This window comes from Streptomyces sp. NBC_00466 (assembly GCF_041433995.1).
GTDB lineage: Bacteria > Actinomycetota > Actinomycetes > Streptomycetales > Streptomycetaceae > Streptomyces.
Map to the genome: position 1 here is coordinate 4,899,844 of NZ_CP107896.1, position 25,382 is coordinate 4,925,225.

24 protein-coding genes and 1 pseudogene are annotated in these 25,382 nt (G+C 69.8%); 19 read left to right on the forward strand and 6 right to left on the reverse strand.

Features of this window, described 5'->3' with window-relative positions; genetic code table 11:
• Window positions 1-133: 133 nt before the first annotated feature.
• From OG210_RS21980 to OG210_RS22005, 6 genes are all read left to right on the forward strand, one after another.
• A complete protein-coding gene (locus tag OG210_RS21980) occupies window positions 134-1,372 on the forward strand; it encodes a hypothetical protein (protein WP_371538422.1) in 1,239 nt (412 codons plus the stop codon).
• Window positions 1,373-1,567: 195 nt separating this feature from the next.
• The gene (locus OG210_RS21985; protein ID WP_371538424.1) at window positions 1,568-1,954 is read left to right on the forward strand and encodes a DUF6221 family protein; all 387 of its coding nucleotides are present in this window, start codon (window positions 1,568-1,570) and stop codon (window positions 1,952-1,954) included.
• On the forward strand, window positions 1,954-2,205 hold the full coding sequence (locus tag OG210_RS21990; protein ID WP_371538426.1) for a hypothetical protein: 252 nt from the start codon (window positions 1,954-1,956) through the stop codon (window positions 2,203-2,205). Before OG210_RS21985 ends, OG210_RS21990 begins: the two co-directional genes overlap by 1 nt.
• Window positions 2,206-2,515: 310 nt before the next feature.
• Window positions 2,516-2,998 carry a hypothetical protein gene (locus OG210_RS21995; protein WP_371538428.1) on the forward strand — a complete coding sequence of 161 codons (483 nt, stop codon included), beginning with the start codon at window positions 2,516-2,518 and terminating at the stop codon, window positions 2,996-2,998.
• Between the two features lie 81 nt (window positions 2,999-3,079).
• Window positions 3,080-3,394 (forward strand): hypothetical protein, encoded by a 315-nt coding sequence (locus OG210_RS22000; protein WP_371538430.1) that lies wholly within the window; start codon window positions 3,080-3,082, stop codon window positions 3,392-3,394.
• A 55-nt stretch (window positions 3,395-3,449) separates the two neighbouring features.
• A complete protein-coding gene (locus OG210_RS22005) occupies window positions 3,450-4,316 on the forward strand; it encodes an abortive infection family protein (protein ID WP_371538432.1) in 867 nt (288 codons plus the stop codon).
• Here OG210_RS22005 and OG210_RS22010 read toward each other — a convergent pair whose 3' ends face one another.
• Window positions 4,317-5,771: a recombinase family protein gene (locus OG210_RS22010; protein ID WP_371538434.1), complete on the reverse strand. Its 1,455-nt coding sequence runs from the start codon at window positions 5,769-5,771 to the stop codon at window positions 4,317-4,319.
• 44 nt (window positions 5,772-5,815) lie between these two features.
• Here OG210_RS22010 and OG210_RS22015 point away from each other — a divergent pair.
• Window positions 5,816-6,037 (forward strand): annotated as a pseudogene (locus OG210_RS22015) (ComEC/Rec2 family competence protein); the annotation flags it as partial.
• 152 nt (window positions 6,038-6,189) lie between these two features.
• Here the strand turns inward: OG210_RS22015 and OG210_RS22020 are convergent.
• Complete coding sequence (locus tag OG210_RS22020) at window positions 6,190-6,642, reverse strand: pyridoxamine 5'-phosphate oxidase family protein (protein WP_328326476.1); 453 nt, start codon at window positions 6,640-6,642, stop codon at window positions 6,190-6,192.
• A 345-nt stretch (window positions 6,643-6,987) separates the two neighbouring features.
• On the opposite strand from OG210_RS22020, the gene OG210_RS22025 reads away from it, so the two are divergent.
• Both OG210_RS22025 and OG210_RS22030 read left to right on the forward strand, forming a co-directional pair.
• On the forward strand, window positions 6,988-7,824 hold the full coding sequence (locus tag OG210_RS22025) for an arylamine N-acetyltransferase (protein WP_328326474.1): 837 nt from the start codon (window positions 6,988-6,990) through the stop codon (window positions 7,822-7,824).
• Between the two features lie 167 nt (window positions 7,825-7,991).
• Window positions 7,992-8,885, forward strand: a complete 894-nt coding sequence (locus tag OG210_RS22030; RefSeq protein WP_328326472.1) for a YceI family protein — start codon at window positions 7,992-7,994, stop codon at window positions 8,883-8,885.
• 100 nt (window positions 8,886-8,985) lie between these two features.
• On the opposite strand, the gene OG210_RS22035 is transcribed toward OG210_RS22030, so the two are convergent.
• The gene (locus OG210_RS22035; RefSeq protein WP_328326470.1) at window positions 8,986-9,231 is read right to left on the reverse strand and encodes a hypothetical protein; all 246 of its coding nucleotides are present in this window, start codon (window positions 9,229-9,231) and stop codon (window positions 8,986-8,988) included.
• A 142-nt stretch (window positions 9,232-9,373) separates the two neighbouring features.
• Here OG210_RS22035 and holA point away from each other — a divergent pair, with 142 nt between their 5' ends.
• Entirely contained in the window at window positions 9,374-10,369 is a 996-nt protein-coding gene (gene holA / locus OG210_RS22040; RefSeq protein WP_328326467.1) for a DNA polymerase III subunit delta, read from the forward strand.
• Window positions 10,370-10,630: 261 nt separating this feature from the next.
• Here the strand turns inward: holA and rpsT are convergent, their stop codons facing one another.
• Entirely contained in the window at window positions 10,631-10,897 is a 267-nt protein-coding gene (gene rpsT, locus OG210_RS22045; protein ID WP_164266334.1) for a 30S ribosomal protein S20, read from the reverse strand.
• A gap of 251 nt (window positions 10,898-11,148) precedes the next feature.
• On the opposite strand from rpsT, the gene lepA reads away from it, so the two are divergent.
• The 4 genes from lepA (at window position 11,149) to hemW (ending at window position 18,575) form a co-directional block, all read left to right on the forward strand.
• Window positions 11,149-13,017, forward strand: a complete 1,869-nt coding sequence (gene lepA, locus OG210_RS22050; protein ID WP_371538438.1) for a translation elongation factor 4 — start codon at window positions 11,149-11,151, stop codon at window positions 13,015-13,017.
• 239 nt (window positions 13,018-13,256) lie between these two features.
• Window positions 13,257-15,146 (forward strand): AMP-dependent synthetase/ligase, encoded by a 1,890-nt coding sequence (locus OG210_RS22055; RefSeq protein WP_328326462.1) that lies wholly within the window; start codon window positions 13,257-13,259, stop codon window positions 15,144-15,146.
• A gap of 271 nt (window positions 15,147-15,417) precedes the next feature.
• Window positions 15,418-17,316, forward strand: a complete 1,899-nt coding sequence (locus tag OG210_RS22060; RefSeq protein WP_371540429.1) for a SpoIIE family protein phosphatase — start codon at window positions 15,418-15,420, stop codon at window positions 17,314-17,316.
• 56 nt (window positions 17,317-17,372) lie between these two features.
• Window positions 17,373-18,575, forward strand: coding sequence for a radical SAM family heme chaperone HemW (hemW, locus tag OG210_RS22065; RefSeq protein ID WP_328335419.1), 1,203 nt, complete (start codon window positions 17,373-17,375; stop codon window positions 18,573-18,575).
• 42 nt (window positions 18,576-18,617) lie between these two features.
• On the opposite strand, the gene OG210_RS22070 is transcribed toward hemW, so the two are convergent.
• Both OG210_RS22070 and OG210_RS22075 read right to left on the reverse strand, forming a co-directional pair.
• Window positions 18,618-19,454, reverse strand: a complete 837-nt coding sequence (locus tag OG210_RS22070) for a DUF3097 domain-containing protein (protein WP_371538440.1) — start codon at window positions 19,452-19,454, stop codon at window positions 18,618-18,620.
• Window positions 19,455-19,464: 10 nt separating this feature from the next.
• A complete protein-coding gene (locus OG210_RS22075) occupies window positions 19,465-20,226 on the reverse strand; it encodes an MBL fold metallo-hydrolase (RefSeq protein ID WP_328326456.1) in 762 nt (253 codons plus the stop codon).
• Between the two features lie 156 nt (window positions 20,227-20,382).
• Between OG210_RS22075 and hrcA the strand changes: the two genes are divergently transcribed.
• The 5 genes from hrcA (at window position 20,383) to OG210_RS22100 (ending at window position 25,235) form a co-directional block, all read left to right on the forward strand.
• Window positions 20,383-21,393, forward strand: a complete 1,011-nt coding sequence (gene hrcA / locus OG210_RS22080) for a heat-inducible transcriptional repressor HrcA (protein ID WP_164267318.1) — start codon at window positions 20,383-20,385, stop codon at window positions 21,391-21,393.
• Complete coding sequence (dnaJ, locus tag OG210_RS22085; protein ID WP_328326454.1) at window positions 21,394-22,530, forward strand: molecular chaperone DnaJ; 1,137 nt, start codon at window positions 21,394-21,396, stop codon at window positions 22,528-22,530.
• 200 nt (window positions 22,531-22,730) lie between these two features.
• Entirely contained in the window at window positions 22,731-23,804 is a 1,074-nt protein-coding gene (locus OG210_RS22090) for a nitronate monooxygenase (protein WP_371538443.1), read from the forward strand.
• Window positions 23,801-24,559 (forward strand): 16S rRNA (uracil(1498)-N(3))-methyltransferase, encoded by a 759-nt coding sequence (locus tag OG210_RS22095; RefSeq protein ID WP_371538445.1) that lies wholly within the window; start codon window positions 23,801-23,803, stop codon window positions 24,557-24,559. Before OG210_RS22090 ends, OG210_RS22095 begins: the two co-directional genes overlap by 4 nt.
• A 241-nt stretch (window positions 24,560-24,800) precedes the next feature.
• Entirely contained in the window at window positions 24,801-25,235 is a 435-nt protein-coding gene (locus OG210_RS22100; RefSeq protein WP_328326448.1) for a hypothetical protein, read from the forward strand.
• The last annotated feature ends 147 nt before the right edge of the window (window positions 25,236-25,382 follow it).

The following is a 25,382-nucleotide window of genomic DNA, read 5'->3' on the forward strand; positions in this document are numbered from 1 at the left end:
CCAGGAGGCTCCTACACCTCTCAGGACCGGCACTCCGTCCACCTTGAGAACCGGAGCACCAATGAAGTTGTCCCCGAATTCTAGCGGCCGTGACGTCTCCGGTCGAACCGATCTCCCCACCTCTCAGGAGTCGGTGAACGCTGCCCACCTCGTCGAGATAGCCACGCGCTCCGTGGGCCGCTCCGAGGTCCTGATGGAGCTGGCCCTCGCCTGGACCGTCACCACCCGTCCGTACATCTCCGGTACCCGTGGCCTCGCCCGGTGGACCGGGACGACCGACAAGGTGGTCCGGGAGACCGCTGGTCCCACTGGGGGTCACTCGGAATTTAAGTTCCTCTGGACCAGGACCCGTGGGGCTTCCTCGCCCACTGCTGAGGAGCGAGAGCAGATGGAGATCCGGCTCCACTCCAATAAGCGCACTCAGAACCGCAGTACCCCACCGAAGTACTTCCAGGCCCCTGAGGCCCCTGTGGGTCCCCAGGGGGACTTGGCCCTGGAGGAGGGGCTGAAGGAGCTGTTGGAAGGTAATGCGGTTCTCAGTGCGCGTATCAGTGAGAGGGCCCAGGAAGTCCTGGTCGACGGCATGAAGACCCTCTCCCGCCTCTCCAAGCTGGACCGCACGAACGAGCGGGGACAGGTCCTGACCGCCCTGGACCCGGGCCTGGACCTCTGGGCGGAGATCGACGACGACAATGCGGTGAAGATCGCCGCGATCCCGCTGGGCCGGAGGGCCTGGCACCTCGCGGTGCTGTGCGGCCTGGAGGATGTCGTCCTCTCCGTGGCCGACATCGAGACCCTGACGGGCCTGTCGAAGCGGGGAGCCCAGGCGCTCCTGGCCCGCATGGGGAAGGCCAACGCCCTCCTGGTCGACAAGGTCCGCCAGGGCCGCTCCATCGCGTACGAGATCCGCTGGGCCTCCAACTACCGGATGGACGGCGACTGGTACGAGGACGCCTCCCTCCGGGACGAGATCCGCAAGGCCCGTGCCGCCAAGGACCGGGCGATCCAGGAAACTTCGGCCCGCCGTGGGACTCCGGCCGGATACCTGGCCTTCCTGCACTCGGTGGCCAACTCCCGGAGGGAGCAGTACCTCGCGGAGCACGCGCTGCCGGAGAACGCCTCCCGGGAGTACCGGGCCCTGGTGGCCGAGGGGGACGAGATGGCGCTCTACGCGTACTTCAAGGGCCAGGAGGACGCGGTGTCCATCCCGGTCTCTCCCGAGGCCCTGAGCGCCCCTCTCCCGGCCCCGAAGGTCGAGAGGGTCCCGGAGGCCCCCCGGTTCGCCACGAGCCGCCTGAGCGACGAGGAGCCGACCCCGGAGCTCCTGGCCGCCATGCGGGCCCGCATGATCCGCACATCTCTGACCACCTGAAGGAAGACCTGCTTTCGATCTGAGCGAAACCAGACTCGTCCTGGTACTCAAAATCTGAGTACCAGCCCTCACCGTCCAAGCCGGAGATCGCCGCCGCCCGGTCCGCCTCTCTGCGGGCGGCCGGCTCAGGAATCCTTGGAGTCCGCGGTGGGTGGATGATGTCCCCTCAGCGCTTACTGACAAGGGGGGGCGGCGATGAGGCAAGTCGATTTCGAGGTCTTGATGGAGTTCCTGTGGGCCCGGCTTCGCGAGGACGAAACGGCGGCTCGCGCGTTGAAGCCCGGCAAGAACGAGGACCTGACCCGCTTGCGGGATCGGGTCCTTTCCGACGTCGAGGCGAAGCGCAGGCTCCTGCACTGGGTGCACGAGATTCCGTGGGCTGTCGAGGACAAACCCCGCTCCTTCTGGGAGGACGCGCTCGTGAACGTGATTGCCGGTGTTCCGCTGAGGCTGCGTAGTCCCGTGGCCATCACCCTCCTTGCGTCGTACGTCGATCACCCCGACTTCCGGTCCGAGTGGAAGTCGATCGTGGGCGAGACCGAGGGCGAGATCCGCAACCGTGATCAGGAGCGCACCACCTGATGACCCCTGAGGAGCGCCAGGAGGCCCTGAGGCGCCACGGCCTGACCGAGACCCAGGACGGTTACGCCTTGTCCCTGCGGGGCTTCCAGAAGGCGGCCAGGCGGGCTCTGGACCTCCGGAAGCTGGGGGACCTGGAGGCGGCCCGGATGCTGGCCCTGAGTCCCGAGGATTCGCTCCGCTGGGAGTACGCCCGCTGTCTCCAGATCGATGCGTTCACGTCGGAGATCCAACGCCAGGAATTTAAAATTTAGCGACGTTCATTTTCCGCCAGGCAATGCGCGCCGTAACGGAGAGGTCGCTTCCCGTCACTTCAAACGGCTAAGGTGTTGATGGTCGCACGAAGAAGGCCCACCCCTGGGGAGGAGTGGGCCTTCAGAATTTAAAAATCTCTGGTGAGAGATAAATCGGGTGTTGGGACACCCGAGGTTTGGGGAAACCATGGGTGAGCTTAGCCGAATTCGTACAGTAGATCTAGAAGACGAGTTGCATTTCTCGTTGTGGGACGCAGTTCGTGTCGTGGGGCACCGCTCGATCGGCGCTTACGGTGCGAACTATCGCAAAGTGCCCAAGGAGATGAAGCGGCGCGTTCCCTGGGAGGTCTTCGGTGAGACCGGTCCTCGGGGCAGGACTCTGACCACGGCCGTGACGCTGGATGGTCTGAAGCGCATGGTGGGGAACTCGCGGCGGGCTTCCTCCATGAACCTCGCGGCAGAGCTGGGCATGGAGATGGTCTATGTCCCGACGCCTGAGACCGAGGTGCTGCGAATCCTCGCCGCCGCCTTGAAGCCGCTGGAGTTCGTGGAGGAGCACAGAGTTGGCGAATACACGGTGGACGCCTACCTCCCCGGCATCAACGTGGTCATCGAGCGGGACCGATCACTGCTCGACCGGAACGCAGAGTGGTGGCGTCAGACGTTCATCGAGGACCGGCTGGGCTGCTCGTTTGTGCGATTCGACCCGAAGCGCCGCGACTTCAACGTCGGGGACATCGTGAACCAGATCCTGACCATAGAACTGCCCGAGCGGACTGAGCAGTCCGCCTAATCTCTCCAAGAAATCCTAGAGGAATTCTCGGGAGTCAAACGGAAGTTGCGCTGTCACTCGAACGGGTGGCAGCATTTCCGTATGTCTGGAATACCGAAGGGCCTCTGCATCCTCGACACGAAGGCCCCTGGAGGCCGTAGGCAGGTCTCCTATGGCGTGCGGGTGGACGGGAAGGCCCTGAGGTCCCCGGCGATGCGCAAGCTCGTCCAGGGCCTCGTGAGGGATCGGGTGGCCTTCGCCGAGCGGGAGCGCCTGGAGGCTTCCTGGGTGGAGCGGCAGTTGGCCACAGCGCCTCAGCTGACGGCCTACCAGGCCAAGATGCTTCGACGGGTCAAGACGGACCTGACGAAGGTCGCGCGCAGTCGTAGTGAGGAGCCTGCACGCAGGGCGGCCTGAGGGGCTCTGCCGGAAAAGCCATGACGGTGTCAGGGTCTACTCGTATCTTCAGACCATGACCGTAACCGCCCGCCGCGAGCTGGTGAGTCCAGCGACCCGCAACGCCTTTCGCACTCTTGCCACGGACCTGACGCTCCGGATCGTGGCCAGGTTGTGGGAGGACCACGGGTTCGCCCCCATCGCACCTGATGAGTTGAAGTACGAGGACCCGGGTCAGCGGCGCACCGAGTTCATGCTCTACGCAGAAGGCGTGGACTGGGCCGACCCTGGCCATGTCCGGCGAGCCCTCCTCGTCTTCGAGGACTTCATCCGTGAGTACCGGGACCCTGACCAGCAGGGAACCCCGAAGTGGCTGGCAGACATCGGTGTTCGGCTGGAGAGGGACGGTTTCCTCCTCGACGAGAGCGGTCGGATCTCGTGGCAGCAGTCGCCCATCTCCCTAATCGGTCGTGATCTCAGCGACCTGCACGACAGTTCGGGGATCGTGGCCGAGCTGGAGCGGATCAGGCGGGACCTGACCACTGACCCCCAGGGAGCTATCGGAGCCGCCAAGCAGCTCATCGAGGCAACGGCCAAGACCGCTCTCCAAGAACTGGGTGTCGCTGTGGCCAAGAAGCCGGACGTGCCGATCCTGGTGGCCATGGTGCACAAGGAGCTGAGGTTGGACGCTGCCTCGGCACCCGAGGGCCCGGACGGCAGCAAGGCGATCAAGAAGATCCTCTCCGGGGCCGTCAATATCGCTGTGGGAGTCGCCGAGCTGCGTAACCAGGGTTTCGGGAGCGGACACGGGCAGGCGAGCGTCCCCTCCGGCCTTGGAATTCGTCACGCCCGTTTGACGGTCAACGCGGCTGTGACCTGGTGTGAGCTGATCCTCGACACCCTCTCGGACCCGGCCGCGCCGTGGCGCAGGGCCAAGGTCTGATCACTTCCAGAAGACCTTGACCCGGCCCGGGTTCCAAACGTTCTTCGGAGGGGTCGCGGGCAAGATCAGGACCTCCTTGATCAGCGATCGGTACACGGATTGACGGCGGGCTGGTGGATAGTCCTCCCATACCTCCCTCAGCTCCTCGGCGCTGACCTCCAGGATCCTGGTCTTGACGGAGTACTCGGCGGCCTCCCGCTGTGTCTGGGCGATACGGGAGTTGAGGGTGTCGATGGCCCCCTGGATCTCCCTTCCCGGACGGTCCCCATCGAGCAGTTCCTCCTTCAGCTCCTCCACGCGCCGCTCCCACCGCCCCAGCTTTTGTTCGAGAGCCGGCCGAGGGTCGTTGGGGTCTCCCTCGTCCATCGGCTCGACCTCTTCGAGCTTCGCGAACAGCAGCTTCTCCATGAGCCGTTCGAGGTCGGCGATCTTGATGGTGCGTCCACCACACCCGCCGTCTCCCTTGGGAGGGCAGCGGTAAACAGGGCCCTTCCGATTCGAGCTGGGGGAGGTCTTCATGCGGATGTGGTCCTCGGTGCAGGTGCAGCGGACCAGACCGGACAGCGGGTACTTCAGGGCCGTTGATGTTCGCTGGGCGCCGTTCTCCTTGGCCTGCTCCGCCCGGTTGTTCAGCAGGGCACGGAGCTGCTGGTGCTGTTCCACGGTGATGATGGCGGGCCAGACGGCCTTGCCCACGACCTGGCGCCGGTGTTCCTTCAATCCGGCGATCCGGCCGGAGGCCAGCAGGGCGCGCATCCCCTGGTAGCTCCAGAGTCCCCCGGTGGAGGTCTTGATCCCAAGGGAGTTGGCGTCGGCTACGAGCGAGTACAGGCTCTCGCCTTCCAAGGCCCGCTTGGCCCAGTCCCGGATGTGCTTCGCCTCGTCCTCATCGATGCGGTCCTCGATCACCTTCCGGCGGGGGCCAGTGCCTTCGTAGATCCGCTCGTACCCGAAAGGGCGGTGTCCGCCGTTGTGGATGGCGCCCGCCTGGACCAGCTCCTGAACCTTGCGGAGGATGCGCTCCTGTTTGTGCTCGGTCTCGTATTTGCCAATGGCCCCGAACATCCGGGCGTGCAGGCGGCCAGTGGGAGTGGAGAGGTCCAGCTCGCCCGCCATCTTGGTCCGGATCTCAACATCGTTGGCTTCGATCAGGGTGATCAAGTCTTCCAACTCTGCGGGCTGGCGGTACAGGCGGTCCGGGTGCCAGGCCAGGACACCGTCGATGTGATTGCTCTCGATGTCCGCGAGCATCCGGCGGTAGCCCTTGCGGACCTTCCGGCGGTCGGAGGCGGAGACGTCGTTGTCGACGTAGAGCTCAACGACCTTCCAGCCGAGGGACGCAGCCAGGACGCGGCAATCGTCTTCCTGGCGCTGTACCCCGAGTCCGCCGCCCTCGCGGTCGTCACTGATGCGTACGTAAATGCCAACGCGGCGGGCTCTGGCGGAGGTCTTCATGCTGTCAAGCGTAGGGGAGTTGGTGGGTCTGTGTGAACTTGTGGCATCACGGCTCCGCCTACCAGGACCCGGCACTGCTGCGTGCGCTGCGCCCCCGGCTCGCCCTGATCTCCTGCGGTGAGGACAACCCGTACGGCCATCCGGCACCGCGTACGGTCGCGTCGCTCCGGGCGGGCGGTGCCACGGTGCTGCGCACGGACACGGACGGCTCCATCGCGGTGACGGGGACGGGGCCCGCGCTGCGGGCGATACCGGCGGGGCAGTGAGACCGGGCCCCCTGCGGTACCGGGCCCCGTGGTACCAGGCCCCGCGACACCGGACCCACCCCCGCGACACCGGACCCACCCCCGCGACACCGGACCCACCGCCGCGGCAGCGGGCCCGCCGCCGTGCCCGGGGCGGCGCGGGCCGGGCGTGCTCAGTCGAGCCAGGTGCCGTCGCGCATCAGGTCGCGTCCGGCGATCTCGTTCACCTCGCGCCAGGCCTGGATCACCTTCGGGGTGATGCGCAGATACACGTACCCCTTCTCGGTGCGCGGGTCCCAGGTGAGCTTCGCCGCGAAGGCGTCGGCCGCCGCGGTGCGACTGTCGTCCGTCAGCAGTTCGCCCTCGCCCTCGATGAGCACCACGTCCCTGGTGGAACCGAGCGTGACCCTGGAGCGGCCGTCGCGGACCAGGTTGGCCCCGGTCGGGTTGGTGCGCCGGGTGCAGACCACCACGCCGCCCTCGTGCCACACGAACGACAGGGGTACGAGGCACGGTTCGCCGTCCTCGGCGGCCGTGGCCACCCAGCAGTCGACGTCCTGTTCCAGCCGGTCGAGGGTGTCCTGCCGTCGCTGCTTCCGGCTGCGCGCCGGTTCCTGGTTCGTCATGGCCGACCGCGCTAGTGGTGAAACGGCGGCCGGGGGATCATGCTGCGGTCCTAGGTACCCGGGCCTAGGCCGCCCCAGATCTCCGGACAGATCTCCGGGCGGATCTCCAAGCAGGTCTCCGGGCAGGTCTCCGGGAAGTTTCCAAGCAGGTCTCGGGGCAGGGTTCCGGGCGCTTGATTGGCGCGAGTCCGTACCCGGAGCGAGACTGCCTCCATGGACAGACGGCTGGAGACTCCGCCGGAGACCCCGCCCGGAACTGCGCCCCCGATCCCGCCCGGAATCCCGCCGGAGAATGCGCCCGCGACCTCGCCCGCGAGCCCGCCCGTGACCACGCCGGAGACACCGATGGACGCATCGACGCCGGACGGCGGGTCGGCGGCCCCGTCCTCGGCGGAGCCCGCGTGGGTGGCTGCTTACCTCCGGCGCATCGGGTCGCGTCGTCCGGCCGCGCCGGACTCGGCGGCTCTCCGTGAGTTGCAGCTGCGGCATCTGCGGACAGTGCCGTTCGAGAACCTCTCCATCCACCGCGGCGAGGGCATCGTGCTCGCCGACGCCCCGCTCATCGACAAGATCGTCGGCGCCCGGCGTGGTGGTATCTGCTACGAACTCAACGGCGCCTTCGCGGCGTTGCTGCGGGCTCTCGGCTTCCATGTGACGCTGATTCAGGCCCGGGTACACGGTGCCGACGGCGGTCTCGGCATCCCGTACGACCATCTCGCCCTGCGGGTCGGGACCACCGACGGCACCGGGCCCTGGCTCGCCGACGTCGGGTTCGGCGATCACAGCCACCACCCGCTGGTGTTCGGTGCGCGGGGCGGCCGGCAGGACCCGGCAGGCACGTTCCGGATCGCGAGCGCGGCCGACGGCGACCTCGATGTCGTACGTGACGGAAAGCCGCAGTACCGGCTGGAGCAGCGCCCGCGAGAGCTGGCCGACTTCGAGGCGGGGGCCTGGTACCACCAGACCTCGCCCGCCTCCCACTTCACCCGGTCGCTCGTCTGCACGCGGCTCAGCGACGACGGCCGGATCACGCTCAGCGGCCGCAGGCTGATCACCACCGTGCGGGGCGAGCGGCACGAGCAGAACCTCGGAAGCGACGCGGCCGTTCTCGCCGCCTACCGCGACCACTTCGGGCTGGAATTCGACCGGGTGCCGACACTAAGGGACATTACTTCTGAGTAAGTACAACTCGTGACAGCTACTGGCCAACCCCCACGACCAGCGCCGTTTGCCCAGAACGGGCCAACAGTGATCGAATGCATATTCGTCAGCGGGTCGCCGCCCCGACGATGACGTCCGAGCGTGCGTGCGACCGAAGGTGGGCGCGATGCGCGGGGGGTTCTGCAGAAGTGTTCGGACGTTGGTTTGGTAACCGGTCGCAGACCGGCGCAGGACGCAGTGGCGGCCCCCTCGGCGGACTGACGTTGCCCGCGCACGCGGGCGTACTCAGCTGCCGGGTGTTCGACCCCGTCAACGAGCCCGTGCAGCAGGCGGAGTTCGTCCTCACGGACACCATGGGCCGCAGAACCGTCGGCGGCGAGACCGATCCGTACGGCTCCGTGTTCGCCACCGTCCCCCCGGGCGAGTACCGGCTGGCCGTCACCGCCGAGGGGTTCACCCCCTTCCACGGCAGTGCCACCGTCACCGAGGGTGGCCACTCCGGCCTGGGCGACATCACGCTCCAGGTCGCCCAGCCTCCCTCGCTGCCGGAGCCGGGCGAGTGGGAGATCGAGCCGATGCACTCGCAGATCAGCTTCACCGCCCGCCACATCGGACTGGCCCGTATCCACGGCCGGTTCAACACCTTCGCCGGTGCCGTCAGGATCGCGGACCACATGGAGCAGTCCGCGATGCACGTCATCATCGACGCGGCGTCCATCGACACCAATGTCCAGATGCGTGACGACCATCTGCGCTCGGGGGACTTCCTCGATGTGGCGCGCTTCCCGGTCATGGAGTTCTACAGCGAGCGCTTCGTACACCGCGGCGGCAGCCGCTGGGGCGTGACCGGCGCGCTCACCCTGCACGGCGTCAGCCGCACCGTCACGCTGGACACCCAGTACCTGGGCATCGGCAACGGCATGGAGGGCGAGGTGCGCGCCGCCTGCCGCGCCACCACCGAGCTGCACCGTGACGACTTCACCATGCGCTGGCAGACCATGCTGGCGCGCGGTATCGCGGCGGTCGGCAACAGCATCACCATCGACCTGGACGTTCAGATCGTGAAGAAGAAGGCCGACTGAGCAGGGCCGACTGAGCGGGGGAGCCCCGCAGACGCGCCCCTCCCGTCGCCGTCGGCCCGTCCCCGCTGACGGGCTCCAGCCGCTGAGGCGCCTCCAACCGTTAAGGCGCCTCCAGCCACCCGTCGTACTCGGCGGCGAACGCGTCCAGCGCCCCGGGATCCAGCCGCTCCTGCGGGTCCTCGACGACGACCAGCCACTGCGCGTCCTCGGCGTCGTCCTCCCCGGCCAGCGCGTCCCTGACGAGCTGGGGCTCATCGGCCACCCCGAAGCGGTCGGCGACCTCCCCGGCCACCTCCTCGGCGGTGTCGCGGTCGGGCAGCACCAGTACATGTCTCACATCGCTCACCGGGCCATTCTCCGGCACGTCAGGACCACCGGTGCGGCCGGCGGGGACGGCCGGGCAGCTCCCGGACTTCCGCGGCTCCCGGACTTCCTCGGCTCCGGGACGTCTGCGGCGCTGTCAGTGCCCCGTGGGATGCTGGACCGCGATGATCCGGAAACAGAGTCAGCAGAACTCCGCAGACAACCCGCTCGTGCCGCTCACCCTCGCCGTGGGGCAGGAGGACCTGCTGCTCGACCGCGCCGTCCAGCAGGTGGTCGCCGCCGCCCGTGAGGCCGATGCCGACACCGACGTCCGCGATCTCACCTCCGACCAGCTCCAGCCGGGCACCCTCGCCGAGCTGACCAGCCCCTCGCTCTTCGCGGAGCGCAAGGTCGTCATCGTGCGGAACGCACAGGACCTCTCAGCCGACACGATCAAGGACGTCAAGAACTACCTCGGCACCCCGGCCGAGGAGATCACCCTGGTGCTCCTCCACGCCGGAGGCGCCAAGGGCAAGGGGCTGCTGGACGCCGCGCGCAAGGCAGGCGCCCGTGAGATCGCCTGCCCCAAGACGACCAAACCGGCCGAGCGGCTCTCCTTCGTACGGTCGGAGTTCCGGGCCCTGGGCCGTTCCGCGACCCCCGAGGCCTGCCAGGCGCTGGTCGACTCCATCGGCAGCGATCTGCGGGAGCTCGCGAGCGCGGTCTCCCAGCTCGTCGCGGACGTCGAGGGCACGATCGACGAGGCGGTCGTCGGGCGGTACTACACGGGGCGCGCCGAGGCCTCCAGCTTCACGATCGCCGACCGGGCCGTCGAAGGGCGGGCGGCCGACGCGCTGGAGGCGTTGCGCTGGTCGCTGTCGACCGGGGTCGCCCCCGTGCTGATCACCAGCGCCCTGGCACAGGGTGTCCGGGCCATCGGCAAGCTCTCGTCGGCCCGCGGCGGGCGCCCCGCCGATCTCGCCCGGGAGCTGGGCATGCCGCCGTGGAAGATCGACCGGGTGCGGCAGCAGATGCGCGGCTGGACACCGGACGGGGTGGCGGTCGCGCTGCGCGCCGTCGCGGAAGCGGACGCCGGGGTCAAGGGCGGCGGCGACGACCCGGAGTACGAGCTTGAGCGTGCTGTGGTCACGGTGGCACGGGCCGCCCGGATGCGGCGCTGACGGCCGTCCCGCCGGCCCGCACCCCGGACACGCCGAAGGCCCCGCCTCCGTCCCGGGGAAGGACAGAGGCAGGGCCTCGGCTCAAGCGTTGGTGCGCCGCACCCGCGTGGCGAACGCAGGCCGTGTGCGGCGCGGGGTGTCGTACCGGAGCGGTAGAGGGGCCGCTGGGCCCGGGACGACGGGGTGGGGCTCGCGGAGAGCCCCGTAAGTCGAAGTCACGCGAAAGCGGTCAGCCGTGAGGCCGGACCGGATCGGTCAGCTTCAGGCGGAGAGACCGGCAACGCGCTTGGCGATCGCCGACTTCTTGTTCGCCGCGGAGTTCTTGTGGATGACGCCCTTGCTGACGGCCTTGTCGAGCTGCTGCGAGGCCAGCCGAGCGGCCGCGGTGGCCTTCTCGACGTCGCCCGCGGCAGCGGCCTCACGGGACTTGCGGATCGCGGTCTTGAGCGACGACTTGACGGCCTTGTTGCGCAGGCGCGCCTTCTCGTTGGTCTTGTTCCGCTTGATCTGGGACTTGATGTTCGCCACGAAAAGCCTTTTCAGGTTCGATGAATTTCGAGTTTCCATGAGCGCCCCCGCACCGACCGACACGAACCGTGTGGAGCGTTCATCCGGAAGGCCCAGGAGGCACAGCTGCCCACGGTACCAGCCCGCCATCCACCGGCCCAAAACGGGCTCAGCCCCCCAGCCATGGGACCATGGAGCTTACGTATCGATCCGCCATCGCCCCGTCACCGCCCGAGACGAGACGCCCGGCGTCTCAAGAATCAGGACCCTGCGTGCCCGCGACTCCTACCAACGTGCCCGAGCCGAGCCGTACCGACCCGGCGCTGATCCGCAATTTCTGCATCATCGCGCACATCGACCACGGCAAGTCGACCCTTGCCGACCGGATGCTCCAGCTGACCGGGGTGGTCGACCAGCGGCAGATGCGTGCTCAGTACCTCGACCGGATGGACATCGAGCGCGAGCGCGGCATCACGATCAAGTCCCAGGCCGTCCGGCTGCCCTGGGCGCCCACCACGGGCGGGGATCTGGGCACCACCCATGTCCTGAACATGATCGACACCCCTGGTCACGTGGACTTCACCTATGAGGTCTCCCGCTCCCTCGCCGCCTGCGAGGGCACGGTCCTGCTGGTCGACGCGGCCCAGGGCATCGAGGCGCAGACCCTCGCCAATCTCTATCTGGCGATGGAGAACGACCTCACGATCGTTCCGGTCCTCAACAAGATCGACCTGCCGGCCGCGCAGCCCGAGAAGTTCTCCGAGGAGCTGGCGAACCTCATCGGCTGCCAGCCCGAGGACGTGCTCAAGGTCTCGGCCAAGACCGGCGTCGGCGTGGACGCGCTCCTCGACCGCGTGGTCAAGGACGTGCCCGCGCCGGTGGGTCAGGCCGACGCCCCCGCCCGCGCGATGATCTTCGACTCGGTCTACGACTCCTACCGCGGCGTCGTGACGTACGTCCGTGTCGTCGACGGTCAGCTCAACAAGCGCGAGCGCATCCGGATGATGTCCACCAACGCCACCCACGAGCTCCTGGAGATCGGCGTCTCCTCCCCGGAGATGACCTCCTCGGACGGCCTGGGCGTCGGCGAGGTCGGCTACATCATCACCGGTGTGAAGGACGTCAGGCAGTCGAAGGTCGGTGACACGATCACCTCGCTGCACAAGGGCGCGACGGAGGCCCTGGGCGGCTACAAGGACCCCAAGCCGATGGTGTTCTCCGGGCTCTACCCGCTGGACGGCTCGGACTACCCCGACCTCCGTGAGGCCCTGGAGAAGCTCCAGCTCAACGACGCCGCCCTGGTGTACGAGCCGGAGACGTCGGCGGCTCTCGGCTTCGGCTTCCGCGTCGGCTTCCTCGGCCTGCTCCATCTCGACGTGGTCCGGGAGCGGCTGGAGCGGGAGTTCAATCTGGAGCTCATCGCCACCGCGCCCAACGTGGTCTACCGCGTGGACATGGAGGACGGCACCGAGCACATCGTCACCAACCCGAGCGAGTTCCCCGAGGGGAAGATCGACAAGGTGCACGAGCCGGTCGTCCGCGCCACGGTGCTGGCCCCCAGCGAGTTCATCGGCGCGATCATGGAGCTCTGCCAGAACCGCCGCGGCACGCTGCTCGGGATGGACTACCTCTCCGAGGACCGGGTCGAGATCCGCTACACCCTGCCGCTCGCCGAGATCGTCTTCGACTTCTTCGACCAGCTGAAGTCGAAGACCCGCGGCTACGCCTCGCTCGACTACGAGCCCACCGGCGAGCAGGCGGCCCAGCTCGTCAAGGTCGACATCCTGCTGCACGGCGACAAGGTCGACGCGTTCTCCGCCGTCACGCACAAGGACAAGGCGTACGCGTACGGGGTGCGGCTCGTCGCCAAGCTGCAGAAGCTGATTCCGCGGCAGAACTTCGAGGTGCCGATCCAGGCGGCCATCGGCGCCCGGGTCATCGCCCGTGAGACCGTCCGCGCCATCCGCAAGGACGTCCTCGCCAAGTGCTACGGCGGTGACATCTCCCGTAAGCGGAAGCTGCTGGAGAAGCAGAAGGAGGGCAAGAAGCGGATGAAGATGGTCGGCAATGTGGAGGTCCCGCAGGAGGCCTTCATCGCGGTGCTGTCAACCGACGAGTCCGGTGAGAGCAAGAAGAAGTAATCACCTCCACGACCTGCGCGAACCGGCGGTAACCGGCGAGAACTGGCGAGAACCGGAACGAGAATCGACAGACGGGCCCCCGCGCTGCGGCACGGGGGCCCGTTCGTTATGAACCACACGGCCGTTCCCTCTTACGTGGCGGACACGGGCGCTCTACTCTGATCACTAGTTACTCGCCAGTTTAATAACAGCCACCAGCCAGTCGCGCAGAGCTGCCCGCAGGCCCGGAGGACGACGTCGTGAGCGACACACAGACCTTGATCGAGACCCGGCCGCCCTCCGTGGCGGCCCTTTTCACCCAACGGGTGGCCAAGACGCCCGATGCCGAGGCGTACCGCTATCCGGTACCCGCGGCCTCCGGCGACGGACCTGATGAGTGGAAGTCCCTGAGCTGGGGCCAGGCGGCCGAGCGGGTGTACGCCATCGCCGCCGGCCTGATCGAACTCGGTGTGCGGCCCGAGGAGCGCGTCGCCCTCGCCTCCTCGACCCGGGTCGAATGGATTCTGGCCGACCTCGGCGTGATGTGCGCGGGAGCCGCGACGACGACGATCTACCCGTCGACCAACACCGAGGAGTCCGCGTACATCCTCTCCGACTCCGAGAGCCGGGTGCTGATCGCGGAGGACGCCGGACAGCTCGCCAAGGCGCGGGAGCGGCGCGCCGAGCTGCCGGACCTCCGCCATGTCGTGGTGATCGACAGCGCGGGCCTGGAGCCCGACGCGTCGGACGAGGCCGGCTGGGTCCTCTCCCTCGCCGATCTGGAGGCCCGCGGAGCCGCGTACCTGGCGGCGAACCCCGGTGCGGTCAAGGAGCGGATCGGCGCCATCACATCCGATCAGCTCGCCACGCTGATCTACACCTCGGGCACCACGGGCAGGCCCAAGGGCGTACGGCTGCCGCACGACAACTGGTCGTACATGGCCAAGGCCACGGTCTCCACCGGGCTGATCACCAAGGACGACGTCCAGTACCTCTGGCTGCCGCTCGCGCACGTCTTCGGCAAGGTGCTGACCTCCGGCCAGATCGAGGTCGGCCATGTCACCGCGGTGGACGGCCGGGTGGACAAGATCATCGAGAACCTTCCGGTGGTCCAGCCGACCTATATGGCAGCCGTCCCGAGGATCTTCGAGAAGGTCTACAACGGGGTCGCGGCCAAGGCGCGGGCCGGCGGCGGCGCCAAGTACAAGATCTTCCAGTGGGCCGCCGAAGTGGCACGCGAGTACGCGAAGGTCACCCAGGACAACTTCCGGCACACCGGCTCCGCTTCGGCGCCGTTCGCGCTCTCGGCCAAGCACAAGGTCGCCGACGCGCTGGTGTACGCCAAGATCCGGGAGGCGTTCGGCGGGCGGCTGCGCGCCTGTGTCTCGGGCTCGGCCGCGCTCGCCCCCGACATCGGGCTGTTCTTCGCCGGCGCCGGCATCCACATCCTGGAGGGGTACGGCCTCACCGAGTCCAGCGCCGCCTCCTTCGTCAACCCCGGCGAGGCCTACCGCACCGGCACCGTCGGCAAGCCGCTGCCCGGGACCGAGGTCCGGATCGCCGACGACGGCGAGATCATGCTCCGCGGCCCCGGCATCATGGCGGGCTACCACCGGCTGCCGGAGAAGACCGCCGAAGTCCTGGAGTCCGACGGCTGGTTCCACACCGGCGACATCGGCGAGCTGTCGTCCGACGGCTATCTGCGGATCACCGACCGCAAGAAGGACCTGATCAAGACATCCGGCGGCAAGTACATCGCACCGGCCGAGGTCGAGGGCCAGTTCAAGGCGGTGTGCCCGTTCGTCTCCAACATCCTGGTGCACGGCGCGGACCGTAACTTCTGTACCGCCCTGATCTCCCTCGACGAGCCGACCATCCTGGGCTGGGCCGAGGAGAACGGCATGGGCGGCCGGCCGTACGCCGACGTGGTGGCGTCGAAGGAGGTCGAGTCGCTGATCGACGGCTATGTGAAGCGCCTCAACGAGGGCCTCCAGCGCTGGCAGACGGTCAAGAAGTTCCGGCTGCTGCCGCGCGACCTGGACATCGAGCACGGTGAGCTGACCCCCAGCCTCAAGCTGAAGCGGCCGGTCGTCGAGCGGGAGTACAAGGCACTCATCGACGACATGTACGCGGGCTCGCGCGAGGCGTAGCGCGGGCGCGGAGCGGGACCGGCGGCAGACCCCACCGCCGGTCCCTCACCCGCAACCACCCCCGGGGGACGGTTCCGCAGGACCGGATCCGTACCGGATTCCTGTCTCGGCCACCGCGCCCACCAGCGCTTTCCTGTTCCGACACGGCCCATTTGAGTAACTCGACGCATATGGGCGGGCTCCGTCTGTCACTCTGTCGGTGTCGTCGTCGGCGCAATGTCAGATCTGGTCAGGGAGCCACCGAGTGGGGTCCATTCCCGGGTCCATTCCCGTGCAGAGGGAGACCGCGGTCCATGCCGTGCGTGCCTCCGGGCCACCGGCAGGCTTGCCGTCGGTGGTCCGCACCAGCCTGCCCGGCAACCCGCTGTGCCCGTCCGCCGCGCGCCGGTTCGTCCGGGCCGCGCTCGCCGACTGGACCGCGCTCGGGCTGCCGGCCACCGGATTCACCGACCAGCTCGCCGACGACTCCGCCCTGATCGCCAGTGAACTCGTCACCAACGCCGTCGTGCACGCGGGCACCACGGTCGAGGTGCTCGTACGGCTGGAGGGCGCGGCAGGCGACGAGCCGCCCGCGCTGGTGATCGAGGTCTCCGACCACCACCCGTCGAGGGAGGTGCGCAACGACCCGGAGGACCACCAGGACGGCCTGCCGGAGTACGGCCGCGGGCTGCGGCTCGTCTCGTCCCTGGCCGAGGCCTGGGGCATCACCTACCGCACCGGGCTCAAGACGGTGTGGACCCGGCTGCCGCTCGACGGAGGCGACCCGCAGTCCGCCCCCGGCAGCGATCCCCGCCTCCGGCGCGGACTGCGCGCCACCGAGATCCTGGCCCCCGCGCCCCGGCACAGACAGGGCGCGGAGCGGGAGTGGAGCAGCAGCGGGGCGCTCAGCTTTCTCGCCGAGGCCTCCGAACTGCTCGCCGGGCAGTTCGACGAGGACATGATCGCCGCACTCGCCGCACAGCTCCTGGTGCCCCGGCTCGGCGACTGGTGCGCGGTCTGGCTGGACCCGGAGGCGGGCGGCCCCGGACGCAGACCGAGGCTGTCGCGGGTCTGGCACGCCCACGAGAGCCGGATCGACGAGCTGCGGGCCGTACTGGAGAAGGAGCCGCCGCAGCTGCCCGAGTCCGCGCGGGGCGGCGCGGTGGCCCTGGAATGGCCCTTCGCCGACGGGACGGCAGGCGCCGACGGCACAGCGGGCGCCGACGGGACGGTGCTCGGCTACCGGCTCCTCGCGGCCGGCCGCCCGCTGGGCACGCTGCTGCTCGGCCGGGCCGCCGGGAGGCGCGCCCACGAGGAAGTGACCGCCCTGGTGGCCGACTTCGCGCGCCGGGTCGCGCTGGCGATCGGCGCCGCGCGCCAGTACACCCGGCAGGCCACCATCAGCAGGGTCCTCCAGCGCGGCCTGCTGCCCAGCAGCGTCGCCGAGATCCCCGGCATGGACAGCGCCCTCGTCTACGAGCCGCGCGGCGAGGGCGTCGCCGGCGGCGACTTCTACGACGTCTTCCCCGGCGACAGCGCGGGCGGCCGCTGGTGCTTCGCGCTCGGCGACGTCCAGGGCAGCGGCCCGGAGGCGGCCGTCGTCACCGGACTTGCCCGCCCCTGGCTGCGGCTGCTCGCCCGCGAGGGCTACCAGGTCTCCGAGGTGCTGGACCGGCTCAACAAGCTGCTGCTCGACGACGCGATGGAGACCGCAGAGGCGGCGGCCCGGATGGTCGCGATGGCCGGCGGCCAGGAACTGCACGAGGACCCCCAGTCCCGGTTCCTCTCGCTGCTCTACGGCGAGCTGGTGCCGCTGCCCGACGGCGCCGGAGTCCGGTGCACGCTGGCCAGCGCGGGCCATCCGCTGCCACTGCTGCTGAGCCCCGACGGCACCGTACGGGCTGCCGCGGCGCCGCAGATGCTGCTCGGCGTGATCGAGGGGGTCACGTACGAGAGCGAGACGTTCGACCTGCTGCCCGGCGACACGCTGCTCTGCGTCACCGACGGCGTCACCGAGCGGCGGGCAGGACCGCGCATGTTCGACGACGGCGACGGCCTCTCGGCCGAGCTGGCGGGCTGTACGGGGCTGACCGCGCAGGGGGTCGCCGAGCGGATCAAGCAGGCCGTCTACGCGTTCGGCGTGGAGCCGCTGGACGACGACATGGCGCTCCTGGTGCTGCGGGCGGAGTAGTTCCCGGACCGGGGGACAATGGGTGCATGCCTTCCGTACTGCCCGATGGTGAGCCCATGCCCGATGACGGGGCGCTGCCCGGTCATGCCCTGGAGGGCGCGGGTGAGCGGCCGCTCGGGTTCTATCTGCACGTGCCCTACTGCGCGACGCGCTGCGGGTACTGCGACTTCAACACCTACACCGCGACCGAGCTGCGCGGCTCGGGCGGTGTGCTGGCTTCGCAGGACAACTACGCGTCGACCCTCACCGAGGAGATCAGGCTGGCCCGCAAGGTGCTCGGCGACGACCCGCGCCCGGTGAGCACGGTGTTCGTCGGCGGCGGCACACCGACCCTGCTCGACGCGGCGGACCTGGTGCGGATGCTCGCGGCGGTCCGGGACGAGTTCGGTCTCGCCGACGGCGCCGAGATCACCACCGAGGCCAACCCCGAGTCCGTCGGCCCGGAGTATCTGGCCACGCTGCGGGCCGGAGGCTTCAACCGGATCTCGTTCGGGATGCAGAGCGCGCGGCAGCACGTCCTGAGGATCCTCGACCGCACCCACACCCCGGGCAGGCCCGAGGCGTGCGTCGCCGAGGCGCGCGCCGCGGGCTTCGAGCACGTCAATCTGGACCTGATCTACGGCACGCCAGGCGAGTCCGACGACGACTGGCGGGCCTCGCTCTCGGCGGCGGTCGGCGCCGGTCCCGACCACATCTCCGCGTACGCGCTCATCGTCGAGGAGGGCACCCAGCTGGCCCGCCGGATCCGGCGCGGCGAGGTGCCGATGACGGACGACGACGAGCACGCGGACCGCTATCTGATCGCGGACTCGGTCCTGGCCGACGCGGGGTTCTCCTGGTACGAGGTCTCCAACTGGTCCACCACCGACGCGGGCCGCTGCCTGCACAACGAGCTCTACTGGCGCGGCGCGGACTGGTGGGGCGCGGGCCCCGGCGCGCACAGCCACATCGGCGGCGTGCGCTGGTGGAACGTGAAGCACCCCGGCGCGTACGCGGCGGCCCTGGCGGCCGGGAAGTCACCCGGTGCGGGCCGGGAGATCCTGCCCGCGGAGGACCGCCGGGTGGAACGCATCCTGCTGGAACTGCGCCTCCGCGACGGCTGCCCGCTCTCCATCCTGGCCCCGGCGGGCCTGGCCGCGTCCCGGCGCGCCCTGTCGGACGGGCTGCTCGATGCGGCGGCGTACGAGGCGGGGCGGGCGGTGCTCACCCTGCGGGGGCGGCTGCTGGCCGATGCGGTGGTGCGGGATCTGGTGGACTGAGGCGGCGCCGGCCGCACGGGGCTCCGCCCCGGACCCCGCTCCTCAAACGCCGGAGGGGCTTGAATCTTCCGGCGCCGTCACGAAGTCGATCAGTTCCTCGACCCGGCCCAGCAGCGCGGGCTCCAGGTCCCGGTAGGAGCGCACCCCCGACAGGATCCGCTGCCAGGCGGCACCGGTGTTCTCCGGCCAGCCCAGCGCCCGGCACACACCCGTCTTCCAGTCCTGCCCGCGCGGTACGGCCGGCCACCCGGCGATGCCCACCGACGACGGCTTCACGGCCTCCCAGACGTCGATGTAGGGGTGCCCCACCACCAGCGCGTGGTCGCTGGAGACCTCCGCCGCGATACGGGACTCCTTCGAGCCCGGGACCAGGTGGTCGACCAGCACCCCGAGCCGCGCGTCCGCCGCCGGGCCGAACTCCGCGACGATCGCGGGCAGATCGTCGATGCCCCCCAGATACTCGACGACGACGCCCTCGATCCGCAGGTCGTCGCCCCACACCCGCTCGACCAGCTCCGCGTCGTGCCGCCCCTCGACGTAGAGCCGCCCGGCCCGCGCGACCCGGGCCCGCGCACCGGGCACCGCCAGCGAACCGGATGCCGTCCGGTTGGTGCGCTGGGGCGCCGCCGCGGGGCGTACGAGAGTGACCGGACGCCCCTCCAGCAGGAAGCCGCGCGGACCCATCGGGAACACCCGGTGCTTGCCGAAGCGGTCCTCCAGCGTGACCGTCGGCCCCTCGGCCGTCTTCTCACAGCGGATCACCGCACCGCAGAACCCGGTGGCGATCTCCTCGACCACCAGATCGGGCTCGGCCGCGACCTCGCGGGCGGGCGTCTGCTTCTTCCACGGCGGCGTGAAGTCGGGGCTGTAGCTGCGCATTCCGCAGACGCTACGACACCCCGGAGCGCGCTGCCAGCACATCACGCTGAGCGCGGACGAACGCGGCGTCGACCACGGCCCCGTGCCCCGGTACGTACAGCGCGTCCTCACCGCCCAGTGCCAGCAGCCGGTCCAGCGCCGCGGGCCAGCGGGCGGGCATCGCGTCCGGGCCCGCCTGCGGCTCGCCCGACTCCTCGACCAGGTCGCCGCAGAAGACGACGTCGCGGTCGCCCGCGCCGTCCCCGGGGCCGGCCTCCTGCCCGCCCGGGACGAGCAGCGCCAGGTCGTGGCCGGTGTGCCCGGGGCCGCAGTTCACCAGGGTGACCCGGCGGCCGCCCAGGTCAAGGGTCAGCTCCCCGGAGACCGGATGGTGCGGAGCGACCAGATGGGCCACCGCGTCGGCGGCCTCCGCCGCCGGGACGCCGTGGCGCACCGCGTCCTGGCGCAGCGCGTCGGCGCCGCGCGAGCCCCGGGTGAGCAGCGCCTCCGCGCCCACCGCTCCGTAGACCTGGACACCCGCGAACACGGCGGTGCCCAGCACATGGTCGAAGTGCGGGTGGCTCAGCGCGATGTGCGTCACCCGGCGGCCCAGCACCGCCTCCGCGCGCATCCGGATCTCCCGGCCCTCGCGCAGCGTCGCCCCCGTGTCGAAGAGCAGCGCACCGTACCGGCCCGCCACGAGCCCGGCCGTCGCGTCCCAGCGGGGGAGACGGCACCGGCCCACGCCCGCCGCCAGGTGTTCCCAGCCGGAGTCTTCCCAAGTGGCGTCCATACAGCGACGCTATCCCGGTCGGCGGACACCGGCGCGACCGCGCGACGGGCCGCCCTTGCCAGCGGTGAACCTCTCCGCCGTACACTGGGACGCTGCTGGCACTCGAACATTCCGAGTGCCAGGCAGGCCCGGATCGACAGCTGGAGGTGTGCGCGGGTGCTCAGCGAACGCAGACTCGAAGTGTTGCGCGCCATCGTCCAGGACTATGTGGGCACCGAGGAGCCGGTCGGCTCCAAGGCGCTCACCGAGCGGCACCGGCTCGGTGTGTCACCGGCCACCGTCCGCAACGACATGGCGGCCCTGGAGGACGAGGGTTTCATCGCCCAGCCGCACACGAGCGCGGGCCGCATCCCCACCGACAAGGGCTACCGGCTGTTCGTCGACCGGCTCGCGGGCGTCAAGCCCCTCTCGTCGCCCGAGCGGCGCGCCATCCAGAACTTCATGGACGGCGCCGTCGACCTCGACGACGTGGTGGGCCGCACCGTGCGGCTCCTCGCCCAGCTCACCCGGCAGGTCGCCGTGGTGCAGTACCCGTCGCTGACCCGTTCCACGGTGCGGCACGTGGAGCTGCTGGCGCTGGCCCCGGCCCGGCTGATGCTCGTGCTGATCACGGACACCGGACGGGTCGAGCAGCGCATGATCGACTGCCCGGCGCCGTTCGGTGAGACATCTCTCGCCGACCTCCGTGCCCGGCTCAACAGCCGGGTGGTGGGGCGCCGCTTCGCGGACGTACCACAATTGGTGCAGGACCTTCCCGAGTCCTTCGAGCAGGAAGACCGGGGTACGGTTTCCACGGTGCTCGCGACCTTGCTGGAAACGCTGGTCGAGGAGACCGAAGAACGGCTGATGATCGGCGGAACCGCCAATCTGACGCGATTCGGACATGACTTCCCACTGACCATCAGGCCGGTGCTGGAAGCGCTTGAGGAGCAGGTCGTGCTGCTCAAGCTGCTCGGTGAGGACTCGGGCATGACCGTACGCATCGGGCATGAGAATGCCCACGAGGGCCTGACGTCCACATCGGTCGTCGCCGTCGGCTACGGTTCGGGCGACGAGGCAGTCGCCAAACTCGGCGTGGTCGGACCGACCCGCATGGACTACCCCGGAACGATGGGAGCGGTACGCGCAGTGGCACGTTACGTCGGACAGATCCTGGCGGAGTCGTAAGTGGCCACGGACTATTACGCCGTTCTCGGCGTGCGCCGCGACGCTTCCCAGGACGAGATCAAGAAGGCATTCCGGCGATTGGCGCGCGAGCTCCACCCGGACGTCAATCCCGATCCCAAGACGCAGGAACGCTTCAAGGAGATCAACGCCGCCTACGAGGTGTTGTCGGACCCGCAGAAGAAGCAGGTCTACGACCTCGGCGGCGACCCGCTCTCGCAGGCGGGCGGCGGCGGAGCCGGCGGCTTCGGCCAGGGCGGCTTCGGCAACTTCTCGGACATCATGGACGCCTTCTTCGGTACGGCGTCCCAGCGCGGGCCGAGGTCGCGTACGCGGCGCGGCCAGGACGCGATGATCCGGCTGGAGATCGACCTCAACGAGTCGGCCTTCGGCACCACGAAGGACATCCAGGTCGACACCGCTGTGGTCTGTACGACCTGCAGCGGCGAGGGAGCGGCCCCCGGCACCTCGGCCCAGACCTGCGACATGTGCCGCGGCCGCGGTGAGGTCTCGCAGGTCACCCGGTCCTTCCTGGGCCAGGTCATGACCTCGCGGCCGTGCCCGCAGTGCCAGGGCTTCGGTACGGTCGTGCCGACCCCGTGCCCCGAGTGCGCGGGCGACGGGCGCATCCGCTCCCGCCGCACGCTGACGGTGAAGATCCCGGCCGGTGTCGACAACGGCACCCGCATCCAGCTCGCGGGCGAGGGCGAGGTCGGCCCGGGCGGCGGCCCCGCCGGCGACCTGTACGTCGAGATCCACGAGCTGCCGCACGCGGTCTTCCAGCGGCGCGGCGACGATCTGCACTGCACGGTGACGGTTCCCATGACGGCGGCCGCACTCGGTACGAAGGTGCCGCTGGAGACACTGGACGCGCTGGAGGAGGTCGACATCCGGCCGGGCACGCAGTCCGGCCAGTCGATCCCGATGCACCAGCGCGGCATCACGCATCTGCGCGGCGGCGGCCGCGGTGACCTGATCGTGCATGTCGAGGTGCTCACCCCGACGAAGATGGACGCCGAACAGGAGCGACTGCTGCGGGAGTTCGCCAAAATGCGCGGCGAGGAACGCCCGACCGGCCAGTTCCAGCCCGGTCAGCAGGGGCTGTTCTCGCGGCTGAAGGACGCGTTCAACGGGCGGTAGCGGGTGCCTTTCTGCTGGGGGCCGGGGGTCGTCCCCCGGGTGGATGCAGTCAGCCCGGTCAGCAGGGGCTGTTCTCGCGGCCGAAGGATGCGTTCAACGGGCGGTAGCCCAGGGCGGTGCTTCCCCCCAGGGAACGCACTCACCGGACCGCTGCCCGGCGCCGATTCGGTGCGGTGCGGAGGACATGGCACGATGCGGTCATGTCCTCCGTACTCGCCGATCTCTGCCGATATCCGATCGTGCAGGCACCCATGGCGGGCGGTGCTTCGGGCCCGCAGCTCGCCGCAGCCGTCTCCGAGGCCGGTGGCCTCGGGTTCCTCGCCGCCGGGTACAAGACCGCGGACGGCATGTACGAGGAGATCAAGCAGCTGCGCGGGCTGACCTCCCTGCCCTTCGGTGTGAACCTGTTCATGCCGCAGTCCGAACACCCCGATCCGGCCGCCGTCGAGGTCTACAGCCACCAGCTCGCAGGTGAGTCCACCTGGTACGAGACGCCCCTCGGCGACGTCCACGGCAGCTCGGACGACGGGTACGAGGCCAAACTCGCCGTCCTGCTCGACGACCCCGTCCCGGTGGTCTCCTTCACCTTCGGCTGTCCCTCCCGCGATGTGCTCGACGCCTTCGACCGGGTCGACACCTTCACCATCGTCACCGTCACCACCGCCGAGGAGGCGCAGACCGCCCAGTGGTGCGGCGCCGACGCGGTCTGTGTGCAGGGCATCGAGGCGGGCGGCCACCAGGGCACACACCGCGACGACCCGCAGAACGACGGCACGGGCATCGGCGTGCTGTCGCTCATCACGCAGGTACGGGAGACCGTGCAGCTGCCGGTCCTCGCGGCCGGCGGGCTGATGCGCGGCTCGCAGATCGCGGCGGTCCTCGCGGCGGGCGCGGAGGCGGCGCAGCTCGGTACGGCCTTCCTGGTGTGCCCGGAGTCCGGGGCGAACAGGCTGCACAAGCAGGCCCTGACCAACCCGCTCTTCGTCCGCACGGACCTCACCCGCGCGTTCAGCGGGCGCCCGGCGCGCGGCCTCGTCAACCGGTTCATGCGCGAGCACGGACCGTACGCCCCCGCCGCCTATCCGCAGGTGCACTACCTCACGGCCGGACTGCGCAAAGCCGCCGCCGGGGTGGGCGACGCCCAGGGCATGGCGCTCTGGGCCGGCCAGGGCCACCGGCTCGCCCGTGAGCTGCCCGCCGGCCAGCTGATCGAGGTGCTGGTCGCCGAACTGGGCTCGGCCCGCGCGCTGTTGGCCGAAGGCGGTGCGTCATGACGGCCCCGGTCTTCGTCGTCGACGCCGGCGGCCTGGACGCGGCGACCCCCGGCAGCAGCTTCGTCCTGGACGGTCCCGAGGGCCGGCACGCGGTGTCCGTGAAGCGGCTGCGGGCGGGCGAGGACGTCGTACTGACCGACGGCGCCGGCCGCTGGGCGCGGTGCGTGGTCCTGGCGGCCGAGGGCAAGGACCGGCTGGAGGTCCGGGTGGACGCGTGCGCCGGTGATCCGCCGCCCGTGCCCCGGATCACCGTCGTCCAGGCGCTGCCCAAGGGCGACCGCGGCGAGGTCGCCGTCGAGACCATGACGGAGACCGGCGTCGATGTGATCGTGCCGTGGCAGGCGTCGCGCTGTATCACCCAGTGGCGCGGCGACCGGGGCGCCAAGTCCCTGGCGAAGTGGCGCAGTACGGCACGCGAGTCGGGCAAGCAGTCCCGGCGGACCCGCTTCCCCGAGATCACCGATGCGATGAGCACCAAGCAGGTCGCCGCGCTTCTCGCGGACGCGGACCTGGCCGGGGTGCTGCACGAGGACCAGGAGTACGGCAGCGAGCCACTGGCGGCGGCCGAACTCCCCGCGCGGGGCGACATCGTGCTGGTCGTCGGACCCGAAGGGGGAGTGTCGCCGGAGGAGCTCGCGGCGTTCACGGCCGCCGGGGCCGGGGTGTACCGGCTGGGGCGCAGTGTGCTGCGCACCTCCACGGCGGGGACGGCCGCGGGAGCGCTGCTGCTGGCCCGGACGGGGCGCTGGGGCTGAGCCGGCCCGTCATCCTGTCCCGCCTGGCCCCGATTCCGTCTCCTGCTGCCCCGGTGTGCCACCCGCGAGAGTGAAGTGGGCGCGAAGAGGCTGCACATCGGTGCCCTTCAGTGGGATCCTGCCCAGTATGGGGGCATTGAGACGCGTATCGAGGCGCGTACGGTACCGGTCGGTTCTCGCTGCGATCGGCGCTGTCTGCACGGCAGTTGCGGGCGTCGTGGCCTGTGATCCGGTCGACGGGGTGAACACCGCGTCCGTCGCCTACACCACCGACCGCACCGCCACCAGCGCCCTGGAGCACCACGGCGTCGGCGTCGACTGGCTGACCTGTACGGCCGATGCCGCGGCCGCCACCTCGCCCGCGCCCTCCGCCGCCCCGCGTGACGTGGCACAGGTCGACTGCCAGGGCAGGACCAAGGACAAGAAGGACATCACCGTCAAGGGCCGGGTGACCAGGACCGTCGACGGACGGTGCGTACGGGGCAATCTGAGGAGCACGGTCGGCGGGGAACTGGCCTTCACCGCCACGCTGCTGGGCAACTGCGCCGCCCCGCCCCCGGACGCCACCACCGCCCCCGCTCCGGGCATCGGCGGCGGCAGCGGCGGCAGCGGCGGCGCGCAGCCGACGGCGACCGTGACGGTGACCGCCACCGTGACGCAGTACCCGGGCAAGTAGCGAACCCGCGAAGCCATGAACCCGCGAAGCCATGAACCTACGAAGTCCTGAACCCGCGAACCAGAAGCCATGAACCCGCGAACCAGTGGACATCCCGGCCCGATCCGAATGAATCCCTAGGTATCCCGCCTAGGTACCCCATCCATG

What these genes read in the sequence shown, in the direction of transcription:
- OG210_RS21985 (WP_371538424.1), top strand. Translation starts at nt 1,568, where the DNA reads ATGAGGCAAGTCGATTTCGAGGTCTTGATGGAGTTCCTGTGGGCCCGG.
- OG210_RS21990 (WP_371538426.1), top strand. Translation starts at nt 1,954, where the DNA reads ATGACCCCTGAGGAGCGCCAGGAGGCCCTGAGGCGCCACGGCCTGACC.
- OG210_RS22000 (WP_371538430.1), top strand. Translation starts at nt 3,080, where the DNA reads ATGTCTGGAATACCGAAGGGCCTCTGCATCCTCGACACGAAGGCCCCT.
- OG210_RS22005 (WP_371538432.1), top strand. Translation starts at nt 3,450, where the DNA reads ATGACCGTAACCGCCCGCCGCGAGCTGGTGAGTCCAGCGACCCGCAAC.
- OG210_RS22010 (WP_371538434.1), bottom strand. Translation starts at nt 5,771, where the DNA reads ATGAAGACCTCCGCCAGAGCCCGCCGCGTTGGCATTTACGTACGCATC.
- OG210_RS22020 (WP_328326476.1), bottom strand. Translation starts at nt 6,642, where the DNA reads ATGACGAACCAGGAACCGGCGCGCAGCCGGAAGCAGCGACGGCAGGAC.
- OG210_RS22025 (WP_328326474.1), top strand. Translation starts at nt 6,988, where the DNA reads ATGGACGCATCGACGCCGGACGGCGGGTCGGCGGCCCCGTCCTCGGCG.
- holA (WP_328326467.1), top strand. Translation starts at nt 9,374, where the DNA reads ATGATCCGGAAACAGAGTCAGCAGAACTCCGCAGACAACCCGCTCGTG.
- hemW (WP_328335419.1), top strand. Translation starts at nt 17,373, where the DNA reads ATGCCCGATGACGGGGCGCTGCCCGGTCATGCCCTGGAGGGCGCGGGT.
- OG210_RS22070 (WP_371538440.1), bottom strand. Translation starts at nt 19,454, where the DNA reads ATGCGCAGCTACAGCCCCGACTTCACGCCGCCGTGGAAGAAGCAGACG.
- OG210_RS22075 (WP_328326456.1), bottom strand. Translation starts at nt 20,226, where the DNA reads ATGGACGCCACTTGGGAAGACTCCGGCTGGGAACACCTGGCGGCGGGC.
- OG210_RS22090 (WP_371538443.1), top strand. Translation starts at nt 22,731, where the DNA reads ATGTCCTCCGTACTCGCCGATCTCTGCCGATATCCGATCGTGCAGGCA.
- OG210_RS22095 (WP_371538445.1), top strand. Translation starts at nt 23,801, where the DNA reads ATGACGGCCCCGGTCTTCGTCGTCGACGCCGGCGGCCTGGACGCGGCG.